The following is a 23,279-nucleotide window of genomic DNA, read 5'->3' on the forward strand; positions in this document are numbered from 1 at the left end:
GTCATGTCCGAAACTCCCCCGTTCGATGGCCCGCCTGCGGCCCCGGCGGCTCCCGGACAGCCCATCGGCGGCAGCGGTCCGGGCGTATGGGATCCGGAGTTCTTCCAGAACCCGTACCCCACCTACGCCTGGCTCCGCGAGAACGACCCGGTCCGCGGCATCACCTGGCCCGGCCCGCCCGGCCACGCCTGGCTCGTCACCCGCTACCAGGACGTCCACGCCGGCCAGGCCGACTCCCGGCTGCGCCACGACCTCACCGCGTTCATGGCCGAGCTCGGCATACCCGAACCGCCCGCGATCGGCGGCGACGTGGCACGGCTGCTCGGCCGCAACCTGACACTGCTGGACGCGCCGGACCACCCCCGGCTCCGCTCGGTGCTGGCGCGCTTCTTCACCAAGAAGCGCATCGAGGGCATGCGGCCCCGCATCGAGACCCTCGCCGACGGGCTGCTGGACCAGCTCGCCGAGCGGGCCGGGGACGGCCCCGTCGACCTGGTGCGGGACTTCGCCTGGAAGCTGCCGCTCGCCGTCGTCTGCGAACTGCTCGGCGTCCCGGCCGAGGACCACGAACTGTTCGGCTACGGCACCGACGCCTCCCGGGACCAGGGCGCCACCGGCGACTACGCGGCCGGCGCCGTCGTGGCCGTCGAGCGGCTGCGCGCCCTCATCGGCGAGAAGCGGGCGAACCCGGCCGACGACGCGTTCACCTCGTTCGTCCGGGCCCTGGACGCCGGGGAGTTCCTCGACGAGGACGAGGTGATCGCCCAGGCCATGCTGTTCGTGGTCGCCGGTCACGAGACCACCGTCGACCTCCTCGGCAACGGCGTCCACGCCCTGCTGAGCAACCCCGACCAGCTGAAGCAGCTCACCGCCGACCCGTCGCTGCTGCCGAACGCGGTCGAGGAGGTCCTGCGCTACTACCCGCCGACCGACATCGTCACGCCGCAGTACACCGCCGAGCCGATCCGCTTCGGCGACGTCGAGGTGGACCGCCACCAGATCGTCATCCTGTCCCGGGCATCCGCCAACCGGGACCCGGAGCGCTACCCCGACCCGGAGCGCTTCGACATCACCCGCAACACCGCCGGCCACCTGGCCTTCGGGCACGGCGCGCACTACTGCGTCGGCGGGATGGTCGCCCGGATCGAGGGCCAGACGGTCTTCGGCCGCATCTTCGACCGCTTCCCCGAGCTGCGCCACGCCACCGCCCCCGAGGAGGTCCGCTGGAAGTCCAACCCGGTCGCCCGCGGCCTGGTCTCGCTCCCCGTCGACCTGGGTACGCCCCGCCGGCCGGGGAAGACCGCATGACCGCGCCCGCCGAAGGGCCCGGGACCCTCAGCCCCGACGAGCTCCACCGGCTGCTCGTCGAATGGAACGACACCGACCACAAGGTGGCCGAGGCCACGCTCACCGAACTCTTCGAGGCCCAGGCCGCCCGCACCCCGGACGCGCCCGCCGTCGCGCACGGCACCGCCGAGCTCTCCTACGCGGAGCTCGGCGCCCGCGCCAACCGGCTGGCCCGGCTCCTCGTAGGACGGGGAGCGGGGCCCGAGCGGTTCGTCGCCGTCGCCCTGCCGAAGTCCGTGGAGCTCGTCGTCGCCCTGCTGGCCGTGGTCAAGGCCGGTGCCGCCTATCTGCCGCTGGACCCCGGCCACCCCGCCGAACGGCTCGCCGGCATGCTCGCCGACGTGGCCCCCGTGGCGGTCCTCACCGACGCGGCGACCGCCGGTGCGCTGCCCGGGGGTCCCGCCCCGCACCTCGTGCTCGACGACCCGGCGATCGTGACGGAGCTGACCGGGCACCCGGCGGCCGACCTCACCGACGCCGAGCGGACCGCCCCACTGCGCCCCGCCCACCCGGTGTTCGTCATCCACACCTCCGGCTCGACCGGCCGCCCCAAGGGCGTCGTCGTCGAACACCGGTCGCTCAACGTGTACCTGGCGTGGGCCCGGCAGGCGTACGGCGCGGTCTCCGGACGCGCCCTGGTCCACTCGCCCGTCGCCTTCGACCTGACGGCCACCGGACTGTACGCACCGCTCACCGCGGGCGGCTGCGCCCACCTGGTCGAACTGCACGAGGGCACCGCCCCCGACGCCGGGGAGCTGCCCGAGGCCACCTTCGTCAAGGCCACCCCGACCCATCTCGCCCTGCTCGCGGCCCTGCCCGACGCCTACTCGCCCACCGGGCAGCTGGTGCTGGGCGGCGAGGCCCTGCTCGGCGAGGCACTGGACGAGTGGCGCGCCCGCAGACCCGGGGCCACGGTCGTCAACGAGTACGGGCCGACCGAGACGACCATCGGCTGCATGGAGTACCGCATCGAGCCGGGCGACACCGTCCCGGCCGGCGTGGTGACCATCGGCCGCCCCATCTGGAACACCCGGCTGTACGTGCTCGACGACACCCTCGCCCCCGTCCCCACCGGCACGGTGGGGGAGCTCTACATCGGCGGCGAACTGCTGGCCCGCGGCTACCACGCCCGGCCCGCCCTCACCGCCGGACGGTTCGTGGCGAGCCCGTTCGCCCCCGGAGCGCGGATGTACCGCACCGGAGACCTGGTGCGGCGCAGGGACGACGGGCAGCTGGACTTCATCGCGCGGACCGACGACCAGGTCAAGGTGCGCGGCTTCCGGATCGAGCTCGGCGAGGTCGAGGCCGCGCTCACCGGCCTGCCCGGCATCGCCGCCGCGGCCGTCTCCGTGCACGAGGAACGGCCGGGCGGCAAGCGGCTGGTGGCCCACGTGGTGCCCGCCGAGAGCGCCGATGGCACGGTGGACACCGGTGCGCTGCGCATGGCGCTGGCCACCCGGCTGCCGGAGTACATGGTGCCCGCCGCCTTCGTCACGCTTCCGGCGCTGCCGCTCACCCCGAACGGCAAGCTCGACCGCAGGGCGCTGCCCGCACCGGACACCGCCGCCCCGGCGGGCGGCCGGGCGGCGCGCGGTGCGCGCGAACAGCGGCTGTGCGAGCTGTTCGCCGAAGTGCTCGGCGAGCCCGGGATCGGCGCCGACACCAGCTTCTTCGCCGCGGGCGGCGACAGCGTCGGGGCGTTCACCCTGGTCAAGCAGGCCCGCCTGGCCGGGATCGGGTTCGGCACCAAGGACGTCTTCACCTCGCCCACCCCGGCCGGGCTGGCCGCGCTCGCCGTACCGGTGCCCACCGAGGACCACGGCGCCGAGGCGCCGTCCGTGCCCCGCACGGACGAGCTCGCCGGACTCGCCGACGGACTGCCGGGCGGCGCCGAGATCCTGGCCGTCTCACCGCTCCAGGACGCCATGGTCCGCCGGGCCTCGGCCGGCACCGGACCGGGCCCGTACACCGACCAGTTCAGCTTCCCGCTCGCCGGGGGATTCGACCCCGAGGTGATGCGCCGGACGCTGGCCGTGCTGCTGCGCCGCCACCCCGCGCTGCGCGCCGTCTTCCGCACCGGCCCGGACGGGCGCCCCGTCCAGCTCGTGGTGGGCGAAGTCGAGCCCGTGCTCCATGAGTTCGACCTCTCCGCGATGGAGGGGGAGGAGCAGCAGCGGGAGCTGGACCGGCTGCTGCGCCAGGACCACCAGGCGCCCTTCGACCTGGCCGCACCACCCCTGGTGCGGTGCACCGCGATCCGGCTCGCCCCGGACAGCTGGCGGTTCGTGCTGACCCTCGCCCCGCTGCTGCTGGACGGCTGGTCGCTGCCCCTGGTCATGGGCGAGCTGTGGATGACGTACATGACCGGCGGCGACGAGCAGATGCTGCCGCCCGTCGCACCGGAACCGCCGCAGCGCGGGTACGCGAACTGGCTGGCCGGCCGGGACACCGCCGCGACCGAGGACGCCTGGCGCGTCGTCCTGGAGGGGCTGCCCGCCCTGGCGCCGCTGGCCCTCGCCGGGCCGGGCACCGACCGGGTCACCGTCGCGGAGACCACCTCCCGGCTGCCCGAGGACGTCACCGCCGCACTCGTCACCCGCGCCCGCGCCCACGACCTGACCCTGAACACCCTGGTGACCGGCGCCTGGGCGCTGCTGCTCGGCCGGCTCACCGACCGCGACGAGCAGGTCTTCGGCGTGACCGTGGCGGGCCGGCCCGCCGAACTGCCGGGCATCGACCGGGCGGCCGGAATGTTCATGAACAACCTGCCGGTTCGGCTCGGCTGGGACGGCGCGGAACCGGTGCTCGACGTGCTCACCCGGCTCCAGCGCGGCCAGGCGGGCCTGATCGCGCACCAGCACATCAGCCTCGCCGAACTCGCGGACATCGCCGGGAGGGACGCGCTGTTCGACACCCTCGTGGTGTTCGAGAGCCAGCCGACGACCACCGCCGCGGCGCCCCCGCCGCCCCCGATGCCGGGCGGACCCGGCGGACCCGGCGGACCCGGCGCGCCCGCCATGCCGCCGCACCTGGTGCAGATCCTCGGCATGGAGGCGCACGACGCCGCCCGTGTGCCGCTCCGCTTCGCGGTGGCTCCGGGACCGCAGTTGGGCATCCTCGCCCAGTACTGGACCGAGGCGTTCGAGCCCGGCCAAGTGGACCGGATCCAGGCGAAGTTCCTGCAGGTGCTCACCGCGTTCGCCGACGGACTCGAAAGGTCCGTCGCCGACACGATGACCGCCGCTACCGGAGGCACCGAGAGATGATCCCGCCCCTGTGTGTACCCGAGTTGTTCCAGCTGCGCGTGGCGACCGATCCGCAGGGCGCCGCCGTGGTGGGGGAGGACGGTGTCCTCTCGTACGAGGAGCTGAACGCCCGGGCCAACCGGGTCGCCCGGCTGCTGATCTCCCGGGGTGCCGGACCGGAGAGCTTCGTCGCCGTCGCCCTGCCGCGCGGCACGGACCTGATCGTCGCCCTGCTCGCCGTGGTCAAGTCGGGCGCCGCCTATCTGCCGGTCGACCCGGACTACCCCGCCGACCGGATCGCGTACATGCTCGCCGACGCGCGGCCCGCGCTGGTGCTGACCTCGGCGGCCGTCGCCGGACGGCTGCCCGTACCGGCGCCGTTGGTACTGGACGACCCGCAGACCGTGGCCGCCCTGGCGGAGCGGTCACCGCACGACCCGACCAACGCGGACCGGCTCGGGCCGCTGCACCTGCCCTGCCCCGCCTACCTCATCTACACCTCGGGCTCCACCGGCCGGCCCAAGGGCGTCGTCGTCACCCACATGGGAGTGGCGAGCCTGCTGACCACGCAGCTCGCCGCGCTCGGCGTCGGGCCGGGCAGCCGGGTGCTCCAATTCGCCTCGCCCAGCTTCGACGCCGCCTTCTGGGAGCTGTGCATGGCGCTGCTCTCCGGCGCGGCGCTCGTGGTGGCACCCGAGGAACGCCTCGCCCCCGGCGAACCCCTTGCCGCACTGCTCACCGAACGCCGGGTCACCCACGCGACCCTGCCGCCCGCGGTGCTCGCCGCGACGCCGTCCGGCACCGGCGCTCTCGCGGGCGCCACCCTCGTCACGGCGGGCGAGGCATGCTCCGCCGCGCTGGTGGCCCGCTGGGCACCGGGCCGACGGATGATCAACGCCTACGGCCCCACCGAGTCCACGGTGTGCGCCACGATGACCGAACCGTTCTACCGCACCGACATCGGCGCCCCACCGCTGGGCGCCGCCATCACCAACACCGAACTACTCGTGCTGGACGCGGAGTTGAGACCCGTCCCGGCGGGCACGGCGGGCGAGCTCCACCTCGCCGGACCCGCGCTCGCCCGCGGCTACCTGGGCCGCTCTGCGCTCACCGCCGAACGCTTCGTCGCCCATCCGTCCGGCCGGCCCGGCGAGCGGATGTACCGCACCGGGGACCTGGTGCGGTACCGCCCCGACGGCGAGCTGGAATTCCTCGGGCGCGCCGACCACCAGGTCAAGGTGCGCGGCTTCCGGATCGAGCTCGGCGAGATCGAGTCGGTCCTCTCGGCGCACCCGTCCGTCGCCCACGGCGTGGTCGAGGCACGCGAGGACCGGCCCGGCACCCGGCGGCTGGTCGGCTACGTGGTGCCCGCGCACGGCAGCACGGACTCCGCCGAGCTGCGCAGGCACCTGTCCGCCGGGCTGCCCGCCCACATGGTCCCGGCCGTCTTCGTGGAGCTCGACTCCGTACCGCTGACGCCGAACGGCAAGGTGGACCGGGCGGCGCTGCCCGCCCCGGACCTCGCCGCGGCGGCGGCCGGGGGCGCCCGGCCCCGTACCCCTGGCGAGGAGCGGCTGTGCGCGCTCTTCGCCGAGGTGCTCGGACTGCCCGAAGCGGGCGCCGACAGCAACTTCTTCGCCCTGGGCGGCGACAGCATCACCGCCTTCACCCTGGTCCAGCGGGCCCGCACCGAGGGGGTGGAGCTGGCCGTGCAGGACGTGTTCCGGTACGGCAGCCCCGAACAGCTCGCCAGGTGCGCGGAGTCGGCCGGCCGCACCCCGCACGCCGGGTTCGCACCGCCCGCCGAGGACCTGGCGAAGGTCGCCGCCGGGTGGCCCGGCCACACCGCGGTCCTGCCGGTCACGCCCATGCAGCACTCGCTGCTGGCGAGCGCCCGGCGCGAGACCGGGACCGGCCGCGTCCTCCAGGACTGCTGGCAGTTCTGGCTGGAGTTCGAGGGCGAACTCGACGCGGACACCATGCGGCTGGCCGCCGAGGCCCTGCTGCGCCGCTACCCGGAGACGGGCGCCGCCTTCGCCCACGACGGACTGCGCAGGCCCCTCCAGGTGGTGCCGGACGAGTGCGAACTCCCTTGGGCCGAGCACGACTTGAGCGGACTGGCCGAGGAGCAGCAGACCGGCGTGTTCGAGAAGCTGGCCGCCGCGGAAGCGGACCGGCCGTTCGATGTGGCACGGTCCCCGCTGCTGCGGTTCACGCTCATCCGGTTCGGGGAGCGACGCCACCGGCTGCTCATCGGCTTCAGCCAGCTCCAGATGGACGGCTGGTCCTTCCCGGTCTTCCTGGACGACCTGTGGGTGCTCTACCAGAACCGGGGCGACGACTCCGGGATGCCGGAGGCGGTGTCCGCGGGCCCGTACACCGACTGGCTGGCCGGCCGGGACCGCCCCGCCGCGCAGGCCGCCTGGCGCACCGCGCTGGACGGTCTCGTGGCCCCCACCCTGGTACGGGAGGCCGACGCCGCGCACCACGAGGACGGGCCGCACGTCCAGGACCTGGTCCTGATCCCCGCCGATGTGACCCGGGCCCTCGGCGAACGCGCCCGGCAGCACGGCCTGACCCTCAACACCCTGGTCCTGGGCACCTGGGGCATCGTGCTGGGCGGACTGACCGGCCGCCGGGACATCGTCTTCGGCTACACCGTGTCGGGGCGCGCCCCCGAGGTGCCCGGCATCGAGCACGCGATCGGCAGCTACGCCAACCTGCTGCCCGTCCGGGTCCGCTGGAGCCCGGAGCTGCCGCTCACCGAGGTGCTCACCCGGCTCCAGGCCGAGCAGGGCGCCCTCATCCCGCACCAGCACCTCAGCCTCACCGACATCGAACAGGCCGTGGACCTGCCGGAGTTGTTCGACGTCACCGTGGCCGCGCAGAACTACCCGGTCAACCGCCCGGCGTCCGAGGCGCTGGGCGCGGCCGCCATGCCGGCCGAGGGTGCGGCCCGGATCGTCGGCGTACACACCCACGAAGTCACCCCGCACACCCTGCGGCTGTCCTTCCGGGCCGACGAACAGCTCTTCCTGGCCCTGGAGTACCGGGGCAGCCAGGAGGTGCTGGCAGGGATCGCCCAGCAGGTGCGCGAGCTGCTCACGGCCGCCGCGGCGGACCCCGGCAGGAGCGTGGAGGAACTGCTCACGGGCGGCTCCTCCGAAGGACGGAACCCATGAGCCAATCGCGTACCGAAAGGGCGAGTCAATGAGTGCTGACATGCTGATGGACACCCGGCTGCTGGTCGGCCGGCAGATGCGGCACCTCAAGCGCGGCCCGGAGCGGGTCGTCCCCGTGGTGATCACCCCGCTGATCCTGGTCCTGCTCAACGGACTGCTGATCGGCAGCGCGATCGTGGTGCCAGGGGACGGCAGCTACAAGGACTTCATGATGGCCGGGGTCTTCGCCCAGGTCGCCATGCTGGGCATGTCCAACGCCCAGAACGGCCTCAAGGAGGACCTGCGCAACGGCCTGGTCGACCGCTTCCAGTCGCTGCCGATCGCCAGGTCCGCCGCCGTCCTCGCCCGGTCCGTCGCCGAACTGCTGATGATGTTCGTGGGCTGGCTGGTGATCGCCGGGGTCGGGCTGCTGATCGGCTGGCGGATGCACGAGGGCCTGCTGCGGGGTATGGCCGGGATCGGCCTGATGCTGCTGTTCGGCTACCTGTTCATCTGGCTCGGCATCCTGGGCACGGTCTCCGGCCGCAACCCCCAGTCCTCCGGCATCGGTTCGATGATCGTCATGCCGATGCTGTTCCTGTCGCCCGCCTTCTTCCCGATCGACAACCTGCCCGGCTGGCTGCAGACCGTCTGTGAGTGGAACCCGTTCAGCTCGGTGGTCGTGGCCTGCCGCGAACTGTGGGGCAACCCGAACCCGGTCGTCACCGGCGCCTTCCCGGTCGAGCACCCGATCCTGGTGGCGACCCTGCTGCCCGTGGTGCTGCTGATCCCCGTGATCCCGCTGGCCGTCCGCCGCTACCACTCCGTGGTCGGGCGGTGAGCTGACATGAGGGTGTTCTCCCCGGTCGGCCGCTGGTCCGCGGCCACCCTGGCCTCCCTGCTGGGCGTCCAGATCTTCCACGTCGCCCTGGCCTGGTCCGTGCTGCGGGTCTCGGGGCCGCTGTCCGCCGCGGTGGTCCTGGCCCTCGGGACGCTGCCCCGCATCGCGATGATGACCGGCCTCACCGCGGGCCTGGCGGGCCGCTTCGCACCGCTGCGCCTGGCATCGGGCGGTGAACTCGTTCGGGCGGTACTGGCGTTGGGTGCCGCCGCGGCACTGGCGGGCAGCCGGTTGGACTTCGTGACGCTGCTCGTGGCGAGCGTGGCCTTCGGTCTCGTCGAGGCCGTCACCGAACCGGCGACCGGGGGCCTGCCCGCCCTCGTCGCGGGCCCCGCCGACCAGCAGCGGATGCAGGCCCTGCGAACGACGCTGTTCCGTACGACGGTCGTCCTCGGCGGACCGCTCGCGGGCCTGAGCGCGCTGCTCGGCCTGCCCACCGCGCTGATCGTCAACGCGGCGGTCTTCGTGGTCTCCGCGGCCGTGTTCGCGCTGCTGCGGCCGCTGCCCGCCGACCCCGGCGCGCCGTCCGGCGCCATGCCGCAGATGGGCGGTATGCCCGGCATGGCCGGCCCGCCCGGACCGGACTCCCCGAAGCTCGGCGAAGCCCTGGCCCTGCCCGGTGTGCGGGCCGCGCTGATCTGCACCGTCCTCGTCGAGCTGGGCTGCCCCGGCGCCTTCAACGTCGGCACGCTGCTGCTCGCGGAGCACCGGGACTGGGGGGTGACGGGGTTCGGCGTACTCGTCGGGGCCGTCGGCCTCGGCACCGTCGCCGCCGCGCTCGCCCCGTCGTTCGCCCGGTCGCTCCGGGGGAGCGGCGCGGGCCTGATCCTGGCCTGCGCGCTCACCGCCGCCGCCATGGCCGGGCTCGCCCTCGCCCCGAACCTGCCGGTCGCGGCCGTGCTCACCGTCGTGATGGCGCTGACCGCGGCGGCCGCGTCGGCGGCCACCCTGGGCGTCCTGTTCAGCGGGCCCCGGCCGGACGCGCTCGGCATGGTGATGGGGACCGTGATGGCGGCGGGCGCGCTCGCCGCGCCCCTGTCGTACGTGCTCGTCGGCGTCGTCGCACGCGCCTCGGGCCCGACGCCGGCCCTCCTCGGCTGCGCCGGGGCGCTGACGGCCGCCGCGCTCGTCGGCCTGGCCGACCGCTCCCTGCGCACCGCGTCCGCACCGCCGCCGCCCGCCGGACCACCGATGGGCGGCGAGCCGTCGCCCGAGACGCCGGGCGCGGCCGAATCGGACGCCGCGCCCGACCCGTCCCTCCCCGACGACTCCGGCCACCTGTCCGCGAAAGGAGCGTGACCCCGACGTGTCCGAGACGCCCCCCGGAACGACTTCGATTTCCGGAACGACCCCCGCGCCGCCCGCCGCCGGGCCCCGCGCCCCGCACCCCGACATGCCCACCGACATGCCCGACGAGCATTCCCTCGTGTACGGGGAAGCCATGCTGGCCGACCCGCACGCGGTCTTCGCCCGGATACGCGAGGAACGCCCACTGCACCAGGACGTGATCCAGGGCGGCGGCAAGGTGTACGTGCCGACCCGCTACGACGACGTACGGGCCCTGCTCGCCGAACCCCGGCTGCTGCGCAGCTTCGCCGTCGAGGACCCGGACGCGTTCCAGGGGCACATCGGCAACAGCGACCCGCCCCGCCACACCCGGCTGCGCAGGCTGACCGGCAAGGCCCTCACCCCCAAGCGGGTCGAACGGCTGCGCCCCGCCGTGGAACGGCTGGCCGACAGCCTGCTCGACGACCTGGCGGGCCGCGAACAGGCCGACATCGTAAGGGAGTTCACCCACCCGCTCGCCGCGCTGGCCGGTGCCGAACTGCTGGGCATCGACGTCGCGGACGCCGAGGAGTTCCGTACCTACTGGGACGACATGGCGGCCTTCCCCGACAGCGCCGGATTCCCCGCCTTCCAGGCGGCCACCGAAGGACTCGGGAAGCTGTTCGCCCGGACCGTCGAGGCCCGGCGCGCCACCCCGGCGGACGATCTCGTCTCGGCGCTGGTGCACGCCCGCCTCGGCGAGGACCGGCTCAGCGACGCCGAGCTGGAACAGACCGGCATCTTCCTGGTGATCGCCTCCAACAAGACCGTCTCCGCCATGCTGGGCAACGCCGTACTCGCCCTGCTGAACCACCCCACCCAGCTGGCGCTCCTGCGCTCCCGCCCCGATCTGCTGCGCGGCGCCATCGAGGAGTGCCTGCGCTACGAGGCGCCGGTGTCCCTCACCAACCCGCTGCGCGCGGGCGAGGCGATGTGCGCACGCGGCCTGGACCTGGCCCCCGGCGACCTGGTGCAGCCCGCGCTCACCGCGGCCAACCGGGACCCGCGCCGCTTCCCGGACCCCGAACGGCTCGACATCACCCGCCCGGTCGGCGGACATGTCTCCTTCGGGCACGGCATCCACATGTGCCTGGGCGCCCAGCTGTCCCGGATGACGGGCGAAGTGGCCCTGGGACGGCTGGTGGAACGCTTCCCGGAGCTCCGTCTCGCCCACGGCGACCACGACCGGGACGTCCGCTGGTCCCGCGAACACATCATGCGGCGGCTCACCTCGCTGCACGTCGGCCTCGGCGCGCCCGCGCCGGCCGGCGGCACCACCCCATCCGCGACATCCGCTACATCCGACGGGAGCTGAAGCGACGTGAACGCCGCCATCGAGGCGCACGGCCTGCGCAAGCGCTACAAGGACCACGAGGCCCTGGCGGGTGTGGACCTGACGGTCGAGTCCGGCACCGTCTTCGGGCTGCTCGGCCCCAACGGCGCGGGCAAGACCACCGCCGTACGCATCCTCACCACCCTGCTGCGCCCCGACGAGGGCCGGGCGAGCGTCGCCGGGTTCGACGTGGTGAGCCAGGCCCAGGACGTACGCGCCCGGATCGGCCTGACCGGTCAGTACGCCGCGGTCGACGAGCGGCTCACCGCCCGCGAGAACCTCGTCCTCGTCGGCCGGCTCTACCGGCTCGGCAAGAAGGTGACGGCCCAGCGCACGGAGGCCCTGCTGGAACGGTTCGAACTCACCGCCGCCGCCGACCGGCCGCTGCGCACCTACTCCGGCGGCATGCGGCGCCGTCTCGACCTCGCCGCGAGCCTGATCGGACAGCCGCCGCTGCTCTTCCTCGACGAGCCGACCACCGGCCTCGACCCCAGCAGCCGACTGGCCCTGTGGGACATGATCCGGGAACAGGTCGCCGCCGGGGTGACGATCCTGCTCACCACGCAGTACCTCGACGAGGCCGACCAGCTCGCCGGCCGCGTCGCCGTCCTCGACCAGGGCAGGGTGATCGCCGACGGCACCCCCGACCAGCTGAAGCGCAAGGTCGGCGGCGAGTGGCTCGAAGTGACCGTGACCGCTCCCGCCGAGGCCGAGAACGCGATACGCGCGCTCTCCTCGGTCATCGTCGGGGAGCCGACGCTGAGCGAGGACGGCCTGAAGGTCTCCGCACCGGTCGCCGACGGCATGCGCACCATCGCCGCGATCGCCGAACGGCTGGACTCCGCGGGCGTCGACGTCGTCGACTTCGCGCTCCGCCGGCCGTCGCTCGACGACGTGTTCCTCACCCTGATCGGCAAGACCGCTGCGGTGCGCGAACCGCAGCCGGCGTGAGCGGGAGAACGACATGGCACTGGACATGGAGCAGCTGAAACCCGATGAGAGCGGGGCCCGTTCGGCGGAGAGCCTGATCAACCAGGACTTCGTACGGGATCCGCACCCCACCTACGCGTGGATGCGCGAGGAGGGCCCCGTCAAGCTCCGGCAGCAGAGCGGCTCGGTGCTGTGGATGCTCACCCGGTACGAGGACGCCCGCGCGGCCCTCGCCGAGCCGAAGCTGCACAAGGACCCGCGCGGCTTCCCCAACCCGGCGGGCGGCACGGGCATGGGGCCGGAGGAGCCCGGCATGGAGCTGCTCTCGCGGCACATGCTCAACAGCGACCCGCCCGACCACACCCGGCTGCGCAAGCTCACCACCAAGGCGTTCACCGCCCGCCCGACGGAGATGTTCCGGCCCAGGATCGAGGAGCTCGCCGCGGGGCTGCTGGACGGCTTCGAGGCGGGCGCGAAGATCGACATCGTGGACGACTACGCGATGCCGCTCTCCACCCGGGTGATCTGCGAACTCATCGGCATCCCGGCCGCGGACGGCGAGATCTTCCGCGACTGGTACACCACGATGACCGGGATCCACGCACCCGAACAGGTCGCCGAGGCCCGGCAGTCGCTGATCAGCTACCTGGGCGCACTGATCGCCGACAAGCGGTCCCACCCCGCCGACGACCTGATCAGCAATCTGCTCCAGGCCCGGGACGCCGACGACCTGCTCTCCGAGACCGAGGTCATGTCGATGGTGTTCCTGCTGCTGGGGGCGGGCCACGAGACCGCGATCAGCTTCATGGGCACCGCGATGCTCTCCCTGCTCTCCGAACCGGACCAACTGGCCGCGCTCCAGAACGATCTGTCGCTGCTGCCCGGCGCCGTCGAGGAGCTGCTGCGCTTCGAGAGCCCGATCAACGTGGCGACGTTCCGCTACGCGGTCGAACCCGTGGAGATCGGCGGGGTGACCATTCCGGCCGGCGACTCGGTGTTCGTCTCCATCGGCGCGCTCAACCGGGATCCCTCCCGGTTCGCGGAGCCCGACCGGCTGGAGATCACCCGCCCGGCCACCGGCCACCTGGCCTTCGGCCACGGGCTGCACCACTGCCTGGGCGCGCCGCTCGCCCGGGTCGAGGGCGCGGTCGCCATCGGCCAGTTGATCACCAGGTTCCCGAAGCTGTCGCTCGCCGTCGGACGCGACGAGCTCCGCTGGCGGTTCAGCCTGATGCTGCGCTGCCTGGAATCGCTGCCGGTCGTGCTGTGACCGAGCGGCTGCGAACGCCCGCGCCGCAGTTGCAAGGGCCGCCGCAGGGCGCCGCGGACGTGACGTACCACCGGCTGATGTCGATGCTCGCCCGGTCCTCCGCCCAGTACCGGATCATCGACCATCCGCCGGAGGGCCGGACCGACCTGGCCAGTGAACTGCGCGGCCACCGGCTGGAGTCGGCCGCCAAGTGCATGGTGGTCCAGGTGCGCATGAGCCACGGCGAGGACCACCATGTCCTCGCCGTGGTCCCCGGCCACCGCCGGGTGGACCTGCGCAGGATCAGGAAACTGTACGGGGGCAGCGACGCCACGCTCGGCGACCGGGACGAGGCCGAACGCCTCACCGGCTGCCGGAGCGGCTGCATCATCCCCTTCTCGTTCGACGAAGCGCTTCCGCTGGTGGTCGACGCCGACCTGCTGACGAACGAGGAGATCTACTTCAACGCGGCCCGGCTCGACCGGTCGATCGCCCTGCGGACCACGGACTACGTCACACTGGGCCGCCCACGCGTGGCCACCGTCGCCAAGTAACCTGAGGGCCTCTCACCGGCCGGGACGCACCAGCCGGTGCTCGTACGCGAAGATCACCACATGGACCCGGTCGCGCATGCCGAGCTTCGAGAGCAGCCGGCCGACATGGGTCTTCACCGTGCCCTCGGAGAGGAACAGCTCCTTCGCGATGGCCGCGTTGGAGGCCCCGCGGGCGATCAGCAGCAGCACCTCGCGCTCGCGGTCGGTGAGCGCGGCCAGCGGATCGGGACCGGACCCCGGCGTCGGCAGGTCCGGGGCCACCTCGGCCAGCAGCCGCCGGGTGGTGGTCGGGGAGATCACCGCGTCGCCGCGGTGCACGGTACGGATCGCGGACAGCAGGTCCTCGGCCGGTGCGTCCTTGACCAGGAACCCGCTCGCCCCGGCCTGCAGCGCGGCGAAGGCGTGCTCGTCGACGTCGAACGTGGTCAGCACGATGACCTTCGGCGGGTCGGGCCTCGTCAGCAGCCGCCGGGTCGCCTCCACCCCGTCCATGCGGGGCATCCGTACGTCCATCAGCACGACATCGGCGGCCGTTACCTCCAGCCGCTCCAGGGCCTCCGCCCCGTCACCGGCCTCACCGACGACCGTCATGTCGTCCTGGGCCTCGACGACCATGACGAAACCCGCCCGCACCATCGCCTGGTCGTCGACGAAGAAGACCCGGATCGTCATGCGGGCTCCCGCTCGTCCCCCGCGAGTGCGGCCCGGTACGGCAGCCGGGCACTGACCAGGAAGCCGCCGCCCGGGGCCGCGCCCGTGGTGACGGACCCGCCCGCGACGGCCATCCGCTCCCGCATGCCGACCAGCCCGTGGCCCGCCCCGTCGCTCGGCCCGGGACCGCTCCCGTTGTCGCGCACCTCGATCTCCACCCTGTCGTCCGACCACTGGAACCGTATCCCGCAACGGGCCCCGGCACCGGCGTGTTTGAGAGTGTTCGTCAGAGCTTCCTGCACCAGCCGGTAGGCGGCCAGTTCACCGGCGGGCGAGAGCCGGCCGGGCGTACCGGTCTCGGCGAAGTCGATGTGGAGGCCCGATCCGCGTACCCGGTGCAGCAGTTCGGGAAGGCGGGAGAGATCGGGCTGCGGCCCGAAGCCGTCGCCGCCGTCGCCGCTGCGCAGTATGCCCAGCAGCCCGCGCATGTCCGTCAGTGCCTGACGCCCCGCCTCCTCGACGGTCAGCAGGACCTCGGCGGCCCGCTCCGGCCGGGCGCGCGCCGCGTAACGGCCGCCCTGCGCCTGGCTGACGATGACGGAGAGGGAGTGCGCGACGAGATCGTGCATCTCCCGGGCGATCCGGGCGCGTTCGTCCAGCGCGGCCCGGTGGGCCCGCTCCTCGCGCTCGGCCTCGGCGCGCGCCGCCCGGTGCTCCAGCTCGCCCACGTACGCCAGTTGGATCCGGCGGAACAGGCCGAGGCTGAAGGCCACCAGCACGATCGCCAGGAGAAAGCCGAACAGGAACGCCGGGGGCAGCTGCATCCGCGCGGACAGCGCGGCCCGCACCGCGACCGCGCCCGCGCCCACCGTTCCCACCACCAGCGCCGCCTGCGGCGCCCGCCGGCCGCCGTGCGCGCAGTACGCGAACAGCGACAGGGGGAAGGCGAGCAGCGAGGGCAGCAGCGGGAAACCGCCGGGCAGCACGGCGGCCTGCGCGGCGCAGGCCACGCTCGTCACCACGAACGACGGCAGGGGCGCCGAGCGCCGCCAGGCCCCCGCCGCATGGCCGACGACCACCGCGGGCGAGAGCAGCAGGGCCCACGCCCCCGGCAGTGCCAGCCACAGCAGCAGCAGGGTCCAGCCGCCGACGGGGACGGCGACGGCCAGGGTGATCAGTACGTCCGCCCTCGCCGGGCGGTCCGGCGAGGTCATTCGCCGCACAGTCGGCAGACGGCTCGGGTGCGGCGCTGATACGTACGGGTCGCACCCAGCAGCGCGAGTCCGAACAGGGCCCAGCCGCCGTACACCGCCAGGATCACCCAGGAGTTGGCGCTGCCCGAGTCGAAGGGCAGGTCCGGGCCGCCGAGCAGGTGGTTGACCGAGGCGAACACCGGGATCAGGCCTTGGAGCAGCAGGGCCGCCGACAGCCCCCAGCCGCACGCGACGAGCAGCATGCGGGGCACCCGCCGCCGGGCCAGGAACGGCACCCAGAACGGATAGACGAGGCCCCACGAACTCACCAGGGCCAGGGACAGCACCCCGCCCCCGGCCAGCAGCATGGTCTCCATGACCGGGAATCCCTCGGTGTAGTTGTCGGGCCGGCCGATGCCGCCCCCTGCCCACCAGTAATACTTCACCGCCGGGTAGACGAAGGCCAGCGCGAACGCCGTGTATCCGAGCCAGGCGGCCGGCCGGTCCCGCTCGCCGGGCCGCAGCCCGCACAGATCGCAGCCGTCCCCGGTGCGGCGCTGGAAGGCGAGCGTGGCTCGGGCCAGCAGCAGGGTCGCGGCGAAGGCGACGGCGCGGGTGAGGAAACCGGGCCAGTCGACCGTCGCGAAGTCCCCGGCGGGAATCCCGGTGGCCCAGAAGAACGAGCGGAACGCGTCGAAGATGATGCCGACCGCGGACCACAGCAGCAGCACGCAGGAGACCCAGCCGGTGAACAGCAGCGCCGCACGGGCCGCCCCCCGCACCGCCCGCCCCGAAGCGGTGGCGAGCACCGCGACGACGCCGGTCACGGCCCCTGCCCAGGCTGCCCACGAGGGCACGATGCCCAGCGAGCTGATGTAGTCCGCCGCGCCCGGCAGATGCGGCTCCACGGCCTTCGTCACGAGCACCCCGGCGAGCGTCGCCAGGACCGGCCACGGCCGTGCGCGCCGGGGGGCGGCGGCCTCGGGCGCCGCCCTCTCGGTCAGTGGAATGACGCCTTCGGGCATCTCGGACTCCTCTCCCAGCAGTGCTGCGACCCGACTCTGCGGCGCATGCGGTCGTCGACCACCGTGACAGCCGGGGCACGGGCGTCGCGTCTGCCTCAGGTCTTGAGCGGATGTGACCTGCGGATGATTACCCGGGTACGGGGGGTGCTCCGTATGGTCGTTGCCGGTACCGGCAATCCGTCCGGTCACCGGCTCCCCCCTGGCTAGCGTGCGGACTTCAACTGCACGCGGCCCGCGGCGTCTTCGGAGCCGGAAGCGGCCACCGTCCATCAGTGTCAAGGAGCCGATCCATGTCCCGAACGACCGATCAGGCTGATCAGGCCCCCGATGCCAACGCCGCCTACGCCGCGCCGGCCCACGACCCCGTGGCCGAGCGCTTCATGGCGATGGCCGATGTGATCACCCCGAACGCCATCCGGGTCGCCGCCACCCTCGGCATCGCCGACCTCGTCCGCAAGGGCGTGAACCGGCTGGACGCCCTGGCCGCGCACACCTCCACCGACCGCGACGCGCTCGGCGAGATGATGCGCCATCTGACCGTCCAGGGCCTGTTCGAGCAGCCCGAACCGGATGTCTACACAGCCACGGAGCTCTCCCGCTGGATCCAGAGCGACCACCCCGTCGGGATGCGCGAGTTCCTCGACCTGGACTCCCCGATGGGCCGCCCGCAGCGCGCCTTCGCCAGCCTGCTGCACTCCGTCCGCACCGGCGGACCCGCCTACGCCGAGGTGTACGGCAGGACCTACTGGGAGGACCTGGACGCCCACCCCGGGCTGAGCCGGGCGTTCAACGCCAAGATGGCCGAGCAGGTCTCGGAGATCGCCGCGGACGTCGCCAAGACCTACGAGTGGGACCGGGTCGGCCGTGTCGTCGACGTCGGCGGCGGCACCGGCACTCTGCTGGCCGAGGTGCTCGCCGCGCACCCCGCGCTGCGCTCGACCCTCGTCGACCTGCCCGCCGCGTCCGGCGGCGCCGCACGGCTGCTGACCGAAGCGGGGGTCGCCGACCGCTGCGAGATCGTGCCGGGCAGCTTCTTCGAGCCGCTGCCCGCGGGCGCGGACGTGTACGTGCTGTCGACGATCCTGCACGACTGGAGCGACGAGGCCTGCCGCAAGATCCTGCACCGCTGCGCCGAGGCCGCGGGCGAGCACGGCCGGGTCCTCGTCGTGGAGCATGTGATCCAGCCGGAGATCCGGCAGGGGATCTCCACGCTGAACCTGATCCTGCTGGCCACGCTCGGCGGCAAGGAACGCTCGATGGAGGAGTACGCGGAGCTCGCGGCCTCCGCCGGCCTGCAGGCCCTGCGGACCGTGCCGTTGCCCTCCGGCCGCTCGCTGGTGGAGCTCGGCCGCCGCCCGTGAACGATCTGGTGTTCGCGCTGGCCGGGACCGTCGGGGTGGTGACGCTGGCGATCGGTATGGCCGTCGGCGCACGACGGCTGCTGGGCCTGCGCGTCGGCACCCTGCGCATGGTCCTGGCCTCCCTGGTCGGCTTCGCCACCGCCGTGTTCTTCGGCAACATGGTCCAGCCGCCGATGGAGCGGGGAGTGCTCGCCACCGTCATGGTGGGCATCTCCGTCTTCGTCACGATGGCGTTCCTGGTCCTGGCCGACGTCGTGATGCCGGACCGTTCGCGACCCGTGGCCTGGACCCGCAGACTGCGCAGACGCATCATGCGGACCCATCGCTACGCGCAGATCGGCGTGATCCTGGCCCGGCACGGCCTGGCCCCCTTCCTGCGGCGCAAGGACCGGAACCGGGCGGGCCGGCTCGCCTCCCACCGGCTCGCCCGGTCCCTGCGCCTGGCCATCGAGGACGGCGGGGTCACCTTCGTCAAACTCGGGCAGCTCATGTCGACCCGGCCGGACGCGATCCCGCGGGAATTCACCGAGGAACTGAGCAGACTGCAGTGCCAGGTGCCGCCCTCGCCCTGGCCGGAGGTCCGCCGGGTGCTGGCCGACGAGCTCGGCGACCTGGTGGACTCGGAGTTCGCCGAGTTCGACCCGGAGCCGCTGGCCGCCGGATCGATCGCCCAGGTGCACGAGGCCCGGCTGCGCTCCGGCGCCAAGGTCGTGATCAAGATCCAGCGGCCGGGCATCCGCCAGATCGTGGAGCGCGACCTGGACATCATGAGCCGGATCGCGGCCACGCTGGAGGACCGGGCCGACTGGGCGCGGGCCATCGGCACCGTCACCCTGGCCGCCGGGTTCGCCACCGCGCTGCGCGAAGAGCTCGACTTCCAGGCCGAGTTGCGCAACATGAGGGCCATCGGAGCAGCCGCGGTCGAGGCCGGCACGGCGGTGATCGTGCCCGAGCTGCACGAGAAGCTGTGCACGAAGCGGGTGCTCGTCATGGAGTGGCTGGACGGCGTCCCCCTCGGCGAGGCGGGACCCGTCATCGAACGGGACGGACTGGACCGCGAGAAGCTCGCGGCCGTCCTGCTCGACTGCATGATGCGCCAGATCATGATGCACGGCGTCTTCCACTGCGACCCGCACCCCGGCAACGTCCTGCTGCTCGGGGACGGCCGGCTCGCCCTGCTGGACTTCGGTGTGGTGGGCCGGCTGGATGCCAAGGCCCGGGGCGCGCTGCGCGATCTGCTGCTCGCGATCAAGCGGGAGGACCGGGAGGCGCTGCGCGACGCGCTGCTGGACCTCGTGGTGCGCCACGACGACCTGGACGAGCAGGAGCTGGAGCGTGAACTCGGCGAATTCGTCGCCCTGTTCCTCACCGCGGGTTCCACCCCCGACCTGGAGATGTTCGCCGGACTGTTCCGGCTGATCGCCTCGCACGGGCTGTCGGTACCGCCGCAGGTCGCCGGGGTGTTCCGGATGCTCGCCACCCTGCACGGCACCCTGATGCAGCTGGCACCGGGCTTCGACATCATCGCCGAGTCACGGGAACTGGTCGCCGGTTACTACACCGAGCGCCTGCAACCCTCCTCGCTGCGCGCCTCCGCGGGCGAGAACCTGCTCAGCATGATCTCCATGCTCGGCAAGGTGCCCAGACGCCTGGACCGGATCACCGGCGCCCTGGAACAGGGGCGCCTGGGCGTCACCGTCCGGCTCGGCGCCCGCGAACGGGACCGCAGGCTCGTCACCGGACTGGTGCATCTGACCCTGCTCACGGTGCTCGCCGCGGCCTTCGGGATCATGGCCGTCCTTCTGCTCGGCACCCGTAGCGGCCCGCTCATCACACCCACGCTGAGCCTGCTGCACGTATTCGGCTACAACCTGCTGGTCGTCAGCTCCGTGCTGGGCCTGCGCGTTCTCGTCCGGGTGTTCCGGGGCGAGTCCTGATGTACGTACCGCCGTCACCGCGAATCGAAGCGAACCACTGACTGGAGGCGTCCCATGAAGTCGACCGACCGCAAGCGCTGGGGAGTTCCCGGCGGCCCCGATCTCCTTGACCTGGTGCCCGACCTGCTGGATCAGTTCGTCGGCGGTTGGTACGGGCCCTACGGCCAGGGGCTGCGCGGCACCGTACTGCTGCTGCTCGCCGAGGCGCCGCACACCGGGGCCGCGCTGATCGAGGAGATCGGCCGGCGCGGCCCCGGCCCCGCGCGGCCCGCCGCCGACGAGGTGTACCCGCTGCTGCAACAGCTCGCCGACGAGGGCCTGGTGACCTCCGACACGCAGGACGGCCCGCGCACGTACACCCTCACCGAGAAGGGCCGGGAGGCCGTCCCGGAGGGGGACTTCGACCGTGCCCGGCGGGCCGCGCCGGGCACCCGGGCCATGGAGGCGCACCGGCTGATGGGCGAGGTCGTCATGGCCGCGGGGCGGCTGGCGTGGTCGGGCGACGAACGGAAGATGGAGCGCGCGGCCGAGGTGCTCACCGAAGCGCGCCGGAAGCTGTACGCGCTGCTCGCCGAGGACTGACCGGCGCCGGTCCGGAGCACGCACCACAGCGGCCGGAGCGCGGGCGATCCGCCCCGCGCTCCGGCCGCTTCGCGCTGTCCGGGCATCGGGTGCGCGCGAGGTGCGGGGTACGGGCAGGGCCCGCCCCCGGACGGGGGTCCGGTCCGGGGGCGGGCCCTGCGCCGCGTACGGGTCAGCCGGACGTGCCGACCGATTCCTTCGCCAGCGGCGTACCGCTGTCCGGTGCGGCCGGCCGGGACCCGCCCCGGCCGCCCGGCCACCAGGCCCGGCGCCCCAGCAGGGTGGTGACGGCGGGCACCAGCAGCATCGCCATGACGAACGCGGTGAGCAGGATGCCGAAGGCGACGGCGAAGCCCATCTGCTGGAGCATGGTGTTCTCGGCCAGGAGCAGCACACCGAAGGTGCCCGCCAGGATCACGGCGGCGGCCCCGATCGTCGACGCGGAGCTGACGATCGCGTGCCGGGTCGCCTCGGCCGGATCGACACCCCGCCGTACCTCCTCGCGCAGCCGGGCGATCATGAGGATGTTGTAGTCCGTACCGATCGCCACCACGAAGAGGTACAGGATCACCGGCAGGGTGAACAGGAGCCCGCTCTCGCCCTTGAGGTCCTGGAAGAGCCACACGGTGGACCCCAGGGTCGCCCCGAAGCCCAGACCGACGGCGAGCATCAGGTACCAGGGCGCCACGACGCTGCGCAGCAGCAGCCCGAGGATGACCATGATGGCCAGTCCGGCCGCCGGGAAGACCAGCGAGTAGTCGTGGTTGACCGCGGCCTGGACATCGGCCATCACCCCGCTGGTGCCGCCGACCAGCGCCTCCGTGCCCTCGGGCGCCGCTTCGTGCGCGGCGTCGCGCAGCGGACCCGAGACCAGCTCGATGGCCTGGTCACCGGTCGGCCGGTAGTCGATCATCACGGCGATCTGGGCGACGTCGCCGCCGGGGCTCGTCACGGCGGGGGAGACCGTGCCGACACCGTCGACGGCGGCCAGTTCCTTGCCGTACGCGCCGAGCGCGGCCTGGTCCAGCTTGCCGCCGTCCTCGGTGTGGACCAGCACCCACACCGGGTCGGTCTGGCCGGCGGCGAAGCCGCGCTGCAGGTCCTCCATCGCCTGGACGGACTCCAGCTCCTTCGGCAGCGAACTCCCGCTGTCGAAGATCGGGTTGAAGCTGAGCGAGCCCACCGCGAGAACGGCGAGCAGTCCGGCCGAGCCCGCCGCGACCCAGCCGGGACGGCGCCCGATGAGCGTGCCGACGCGCTGCGAGAGCCGGTGCTCCGGCTGCTTGCGCCAGGCCTTGGACGGCCAGAACACCTTGGAACCGAGGAGCGAGAAGACCGCCGGTACGAGGGTCAGCGCCGCCACGAGGGTCACGGCCACCGAGATGGCCAGGGCGGGGCCCATCGCGCGGAACATGCCCAGGCTGGACAGCAGCAGGGCGAGGAAGGCGACGATCACGGCGCCCGCGGCGGAGGCGATGGTCTCGCCGACCTTGCCGACCGCGTCGGCCATGGCCTGCTTGGGCTCCTGGCCGGTACGCAGGTGCTCCCGGTAGCGGAAGAGCAGGAACAGGATGTAGTCGGTGCCGACGCCGAACAGCACGACGATCAGGATGGACGAGATCGACGCGTCGGTCTTGAGGCCGCCGAGATCGGACACGGTGGCGATCAGTCCGTTGGCGACCACGAAGACCACTGAGATCACCAGCAGTGGAAGGAACGCGATCAGCGGGCTGCGGAAGATGACGAGCAGCAGCACCACGATGAGGGCCATCGTGGCCATCATGATCATGGCGTCGGTGTTGCCGGAGGAGTGCATGGTGTCCACCGCCGTGGCCGTCTGGCCGGTGATGCCCATGCTCAGCGAGGTGGACTTCAGCAGCGGCTTGACCCGCTCGCGCAGCTCCTCGACCGACTTCATCAGGTCCGCGTCGTAGGGGTCCTTCGAGGTGGCCAGGATATTGGCCAGCGCGATCTTCCCGTTGGCGGAGACGGACTGCGGGTTGGTCTCCACCCGCTTGATCTTCTTCAGCCCCGCCTTGTCCAGACCGGTGACGACCTCGGCCACGTCGGCCTTGTCGGCGGTGGTCAGGGGAGCCTTGTCCTTGCGCTGGAAGACCGCGACGGAGGCGGGCTGCTCCTGCCGCGGGAAGGCACGCTCCTGCACCTTCCCGACCTGTACCGACTCGTAGTGCGACGGCAGGAAGTCGGCCTGGTCCTGGGTCGGCTTCAGCTGGGGAGCGAGGGATGCCAGGGCGACTGCCGCAATGATCCAGGCGAGAATGGTCAGCCAGGGATGCTTGACGGCGGACTGCCCGATCCTTCCGAACATGAGACTCCTTCGGTGCGTCTTTCCAGAGGGCACCTGATTCTGGGCGCGGGAACTTCCCCGCCCCGTGCCGCACGAACGGATGTGGCAGCAACCTGCCGCGCACCGTCGGAGCGCGGGTGCGGGGCAGGTGCGCACCCCCGTCGAGGGGCGGGCTG

Annotated in this window: 15 protein-coding genes and 1 pseudogene; 12 read left to right on the plus strand and 4 right to left on the minus strand. The window is 72.9% G+C overall.

The features are described 5' to 3' along the window. Window positions 1-3: 3 nt before the first annotated feature. The 9 genes and pseudogenes from OG978_RS26445 (at window position 4) to OG978_RS26485 (ending at window position 14,046) form a co-directional block, all read left to right on the plus strand. Window positions 4-1,308, plus strand: coding sequence for a cytochrome P450 family protein (locus OG978_RS26445; RefSeq protein ID WP_326767595.1), 1,305 nt, complete (start codon window positions 4-6; stop codon window positions 1,306-1,308). After that, a complete protein-coding gene (locus OG978_RS26450) occupies window positions 1,305-4,613 on the plus strand; it encodes a non-ribosomal peptide synthetase (RefSeq protein ID WP_326767596.1) in 3,309 nt (1,102 codons plus the stop codon). Before OG978_RS26445 ends, OG978_RS26450 begins: the two co-directional genes overlap by 4 nt. A 14-nt stretch (window positions 4,614-4,627) precedes the next feature. Next, a pseudogene (locus tag OG978_RS26455) lies at window positions 4,628-7,774 on the plus strand (amino acid adenylation domain-containing protein); the annotation flags it as partial. Window positions 7,775-7,802: 28 nt separating this feature from the next. Continuing rightward, window positions 7,803-8,594, plus strand: a complete 792-nt coding sequence (locus tag OG978_RS26460) for an ABC transporter permease (RefSeq protein ID WP_326767598.1) — start codon at window positions 7,803-7,805, stop codon at window positions 8,592-8,594. A gap of 6 nt (window positions 8,595-8,600) precedes the next feature. Beyond that, window positions 8,601-9,953, plus strand: coding sequence for an MFS transporter (locus OG978_RS26465; protein ID WP_326767599.1), 1,353 nt, complete (start codon window positions 8,601-8,603; stop codon window positions 9,951-9,953). Window positions 9,954-9,960: 7 nt separating this feature from the next. Further along, complete coding sequence (locus OG978_RS26470; protein WP_326767600.1) at window positions 9,961-11,295, plus strand: cytochrome P450; 1,335 nt, start codon at window positions 9,961-9,963, stop codon at window positions 11,293-11,295. A gap of 6 nt (window positions 11,296-11,301) precedes the next feature. Next, on the plus strand, window positions 11,302-12,264 hold the full coding sequence (locus tag OG978_RS26475; protein WP_326767601.1) for an ATP-binding cassette domain-containing protein: 963 nt from the start codon (window positions 11,302-11,304) through the stop codon (window positions 12,262-12,264). A gap of 13 nt (window positions 12,265-12,277) precedes the next feature. Further along, window positions 12,278-13,513 carry a cytochrome P450 family protein gene (locus OG978_RS26480; protein WP_326767602.1) on the plus strand — a complete coding sequence of 412 codons (1,236 nt, stop codon included), beginning with the start codon at window positions 12,278-12,280 and terminating at the stop codon, window positions 13,511-13,513. Continuing rightward, window positions 13,510-14,046, plus strand: a complete 537-nt coding sequence (locus OG978_RS26485) for a YbaK/EbsC family protein (RefSeq protein ID WP_326767603.1) — start codon at window positions 13,510-13,512, stop codon at window positions 14,044-14,046. Before OG978_RS26480 ends, OG978_RS26485 begins: the two co-directional genes overlap by 4 nt. A 12-nt stretch (window positions 14,047-14,058) precedes the next feature. Here the strand turns inward: OG978_RS26485 and OG978_RS26490 are convergent, their stop codons facing one another. The 3 genes from OG978_RS26490 to OG978_RS26500 are packed head-to-tail and all read right to left on the minus strand — an operon-like array spanning window position 14,059 to window position 16,915. Next, complete coding sequence (locus tag OG978_RS26490) at window positions 14,059-14,718, minus strand: response regulator transcription factor (RefSeq protein ID WP_326767604.1); 660 nt, start codon at window positions 14,716-14,718, stop codon at window positions 14,059-14,061. Continuing rightward, window positions 14,715-15,911 carry a sensor histidine kinase gene (locus OG978_RS26495; RefSeq protein ID WP_326767605.1) on the minus strand — a complete coding sequence of 399 codons (1,197 nt, stop codon included), beginning with the start codon at window positions 15,909-15,911 and terminating at the stop codon, window positions 14,715-14,717. The genes OG978_RS26490 and OG978_RS26495 overlap by 4 nt, the downstream gene beginning before the upstream one ends. Continuing rightward, on the minus strand, window positions 15,908-16,915 hold the full coding sequence (locus OG978_RS26500) for a hypothetical protein (RefSeq protein ID WP_326767606.1): 1,008 nt from the start codon (window positions 16,913-16,915) through the stop codon (window positions 15,908-15,910). Before OG978_RS26500 ends, OG978_RS26495 begins: the two co-directional genes overlap by 4 nt. Window positions 16,916-17,205: 290 nt before the next feature. Here OG978_RS26500 and OG978_RS26505 point away from each other — a divergent pair, with 290 nt between their 5' ends. From OG978_RS26505 to OG978_RS26515, 3 genes are read left to right on the plus strand one after another with little or no spacing between them, the layout of a single operon-like run. Next, window positions 17,206-18,276, plus strand: a complete 1,071-nt coding sequence (locus OG978_RS26505; RefSeq protein WP_326767607.1) for a methyltransferase — start codon at window positions 17,206-17,208, stop codon at window positions 18,274-18,276. Next, a complete protein-coding gene (locus OG978_RS26510; protein WP_326767608.1) occupies window positions 18,273-20,213 on the plus strand; it encodes an ABC1 kinase family protein in 1,941 nt (646 codons plus the stop codon). Before OG978_RS26505 ends, OG978_RS26510 begins: the two co-directional genes overlap by 4 nt. Before the next feature lie 54 nt (window positions 20,214-20,267). Beyond that, window positions 20,268-20,795 carry a PadR family transcriptional regulator gene (locus OG978_RS26515; RefSeq protein ID WP_326767609.1) on the plus strand — a complete coding sequence of 176 codons (528 nt, stop codon included), beginning with the start codon at window positions 20,268-20,270 and terminating at the stop codon, window positions 20,793-20,795. A 172-nt stretch (window positions 20,796-20,967) separates the two neighbouring features. On the opposite strand, the gene OG978_RS26520 is transcribed toward OG978_RS26515, so the two are convergent. After that, on the minus strand, window positions 20,968-23,124 hold the full coding sequence (locus tag OG978_RS26520) for an MMPL family transporter (protein ID WP_326767610.1): 2,157 nt from the start codon (window positions 23,122-23,124) through the stop codon (window positions 20,968-20,970). Window positions 23,125-23,279 lie beyond the last annotated feature (155 nt).

This window comes from Streptomyces sp. NBC_01591 (assembly GCF_035918155.1).
Classification (GTDB): domain Bacteria; phylum Actinomycetota; class Actinomycetes; order Streptomycetales; family Streptomycetaceae; genus Streptomyces.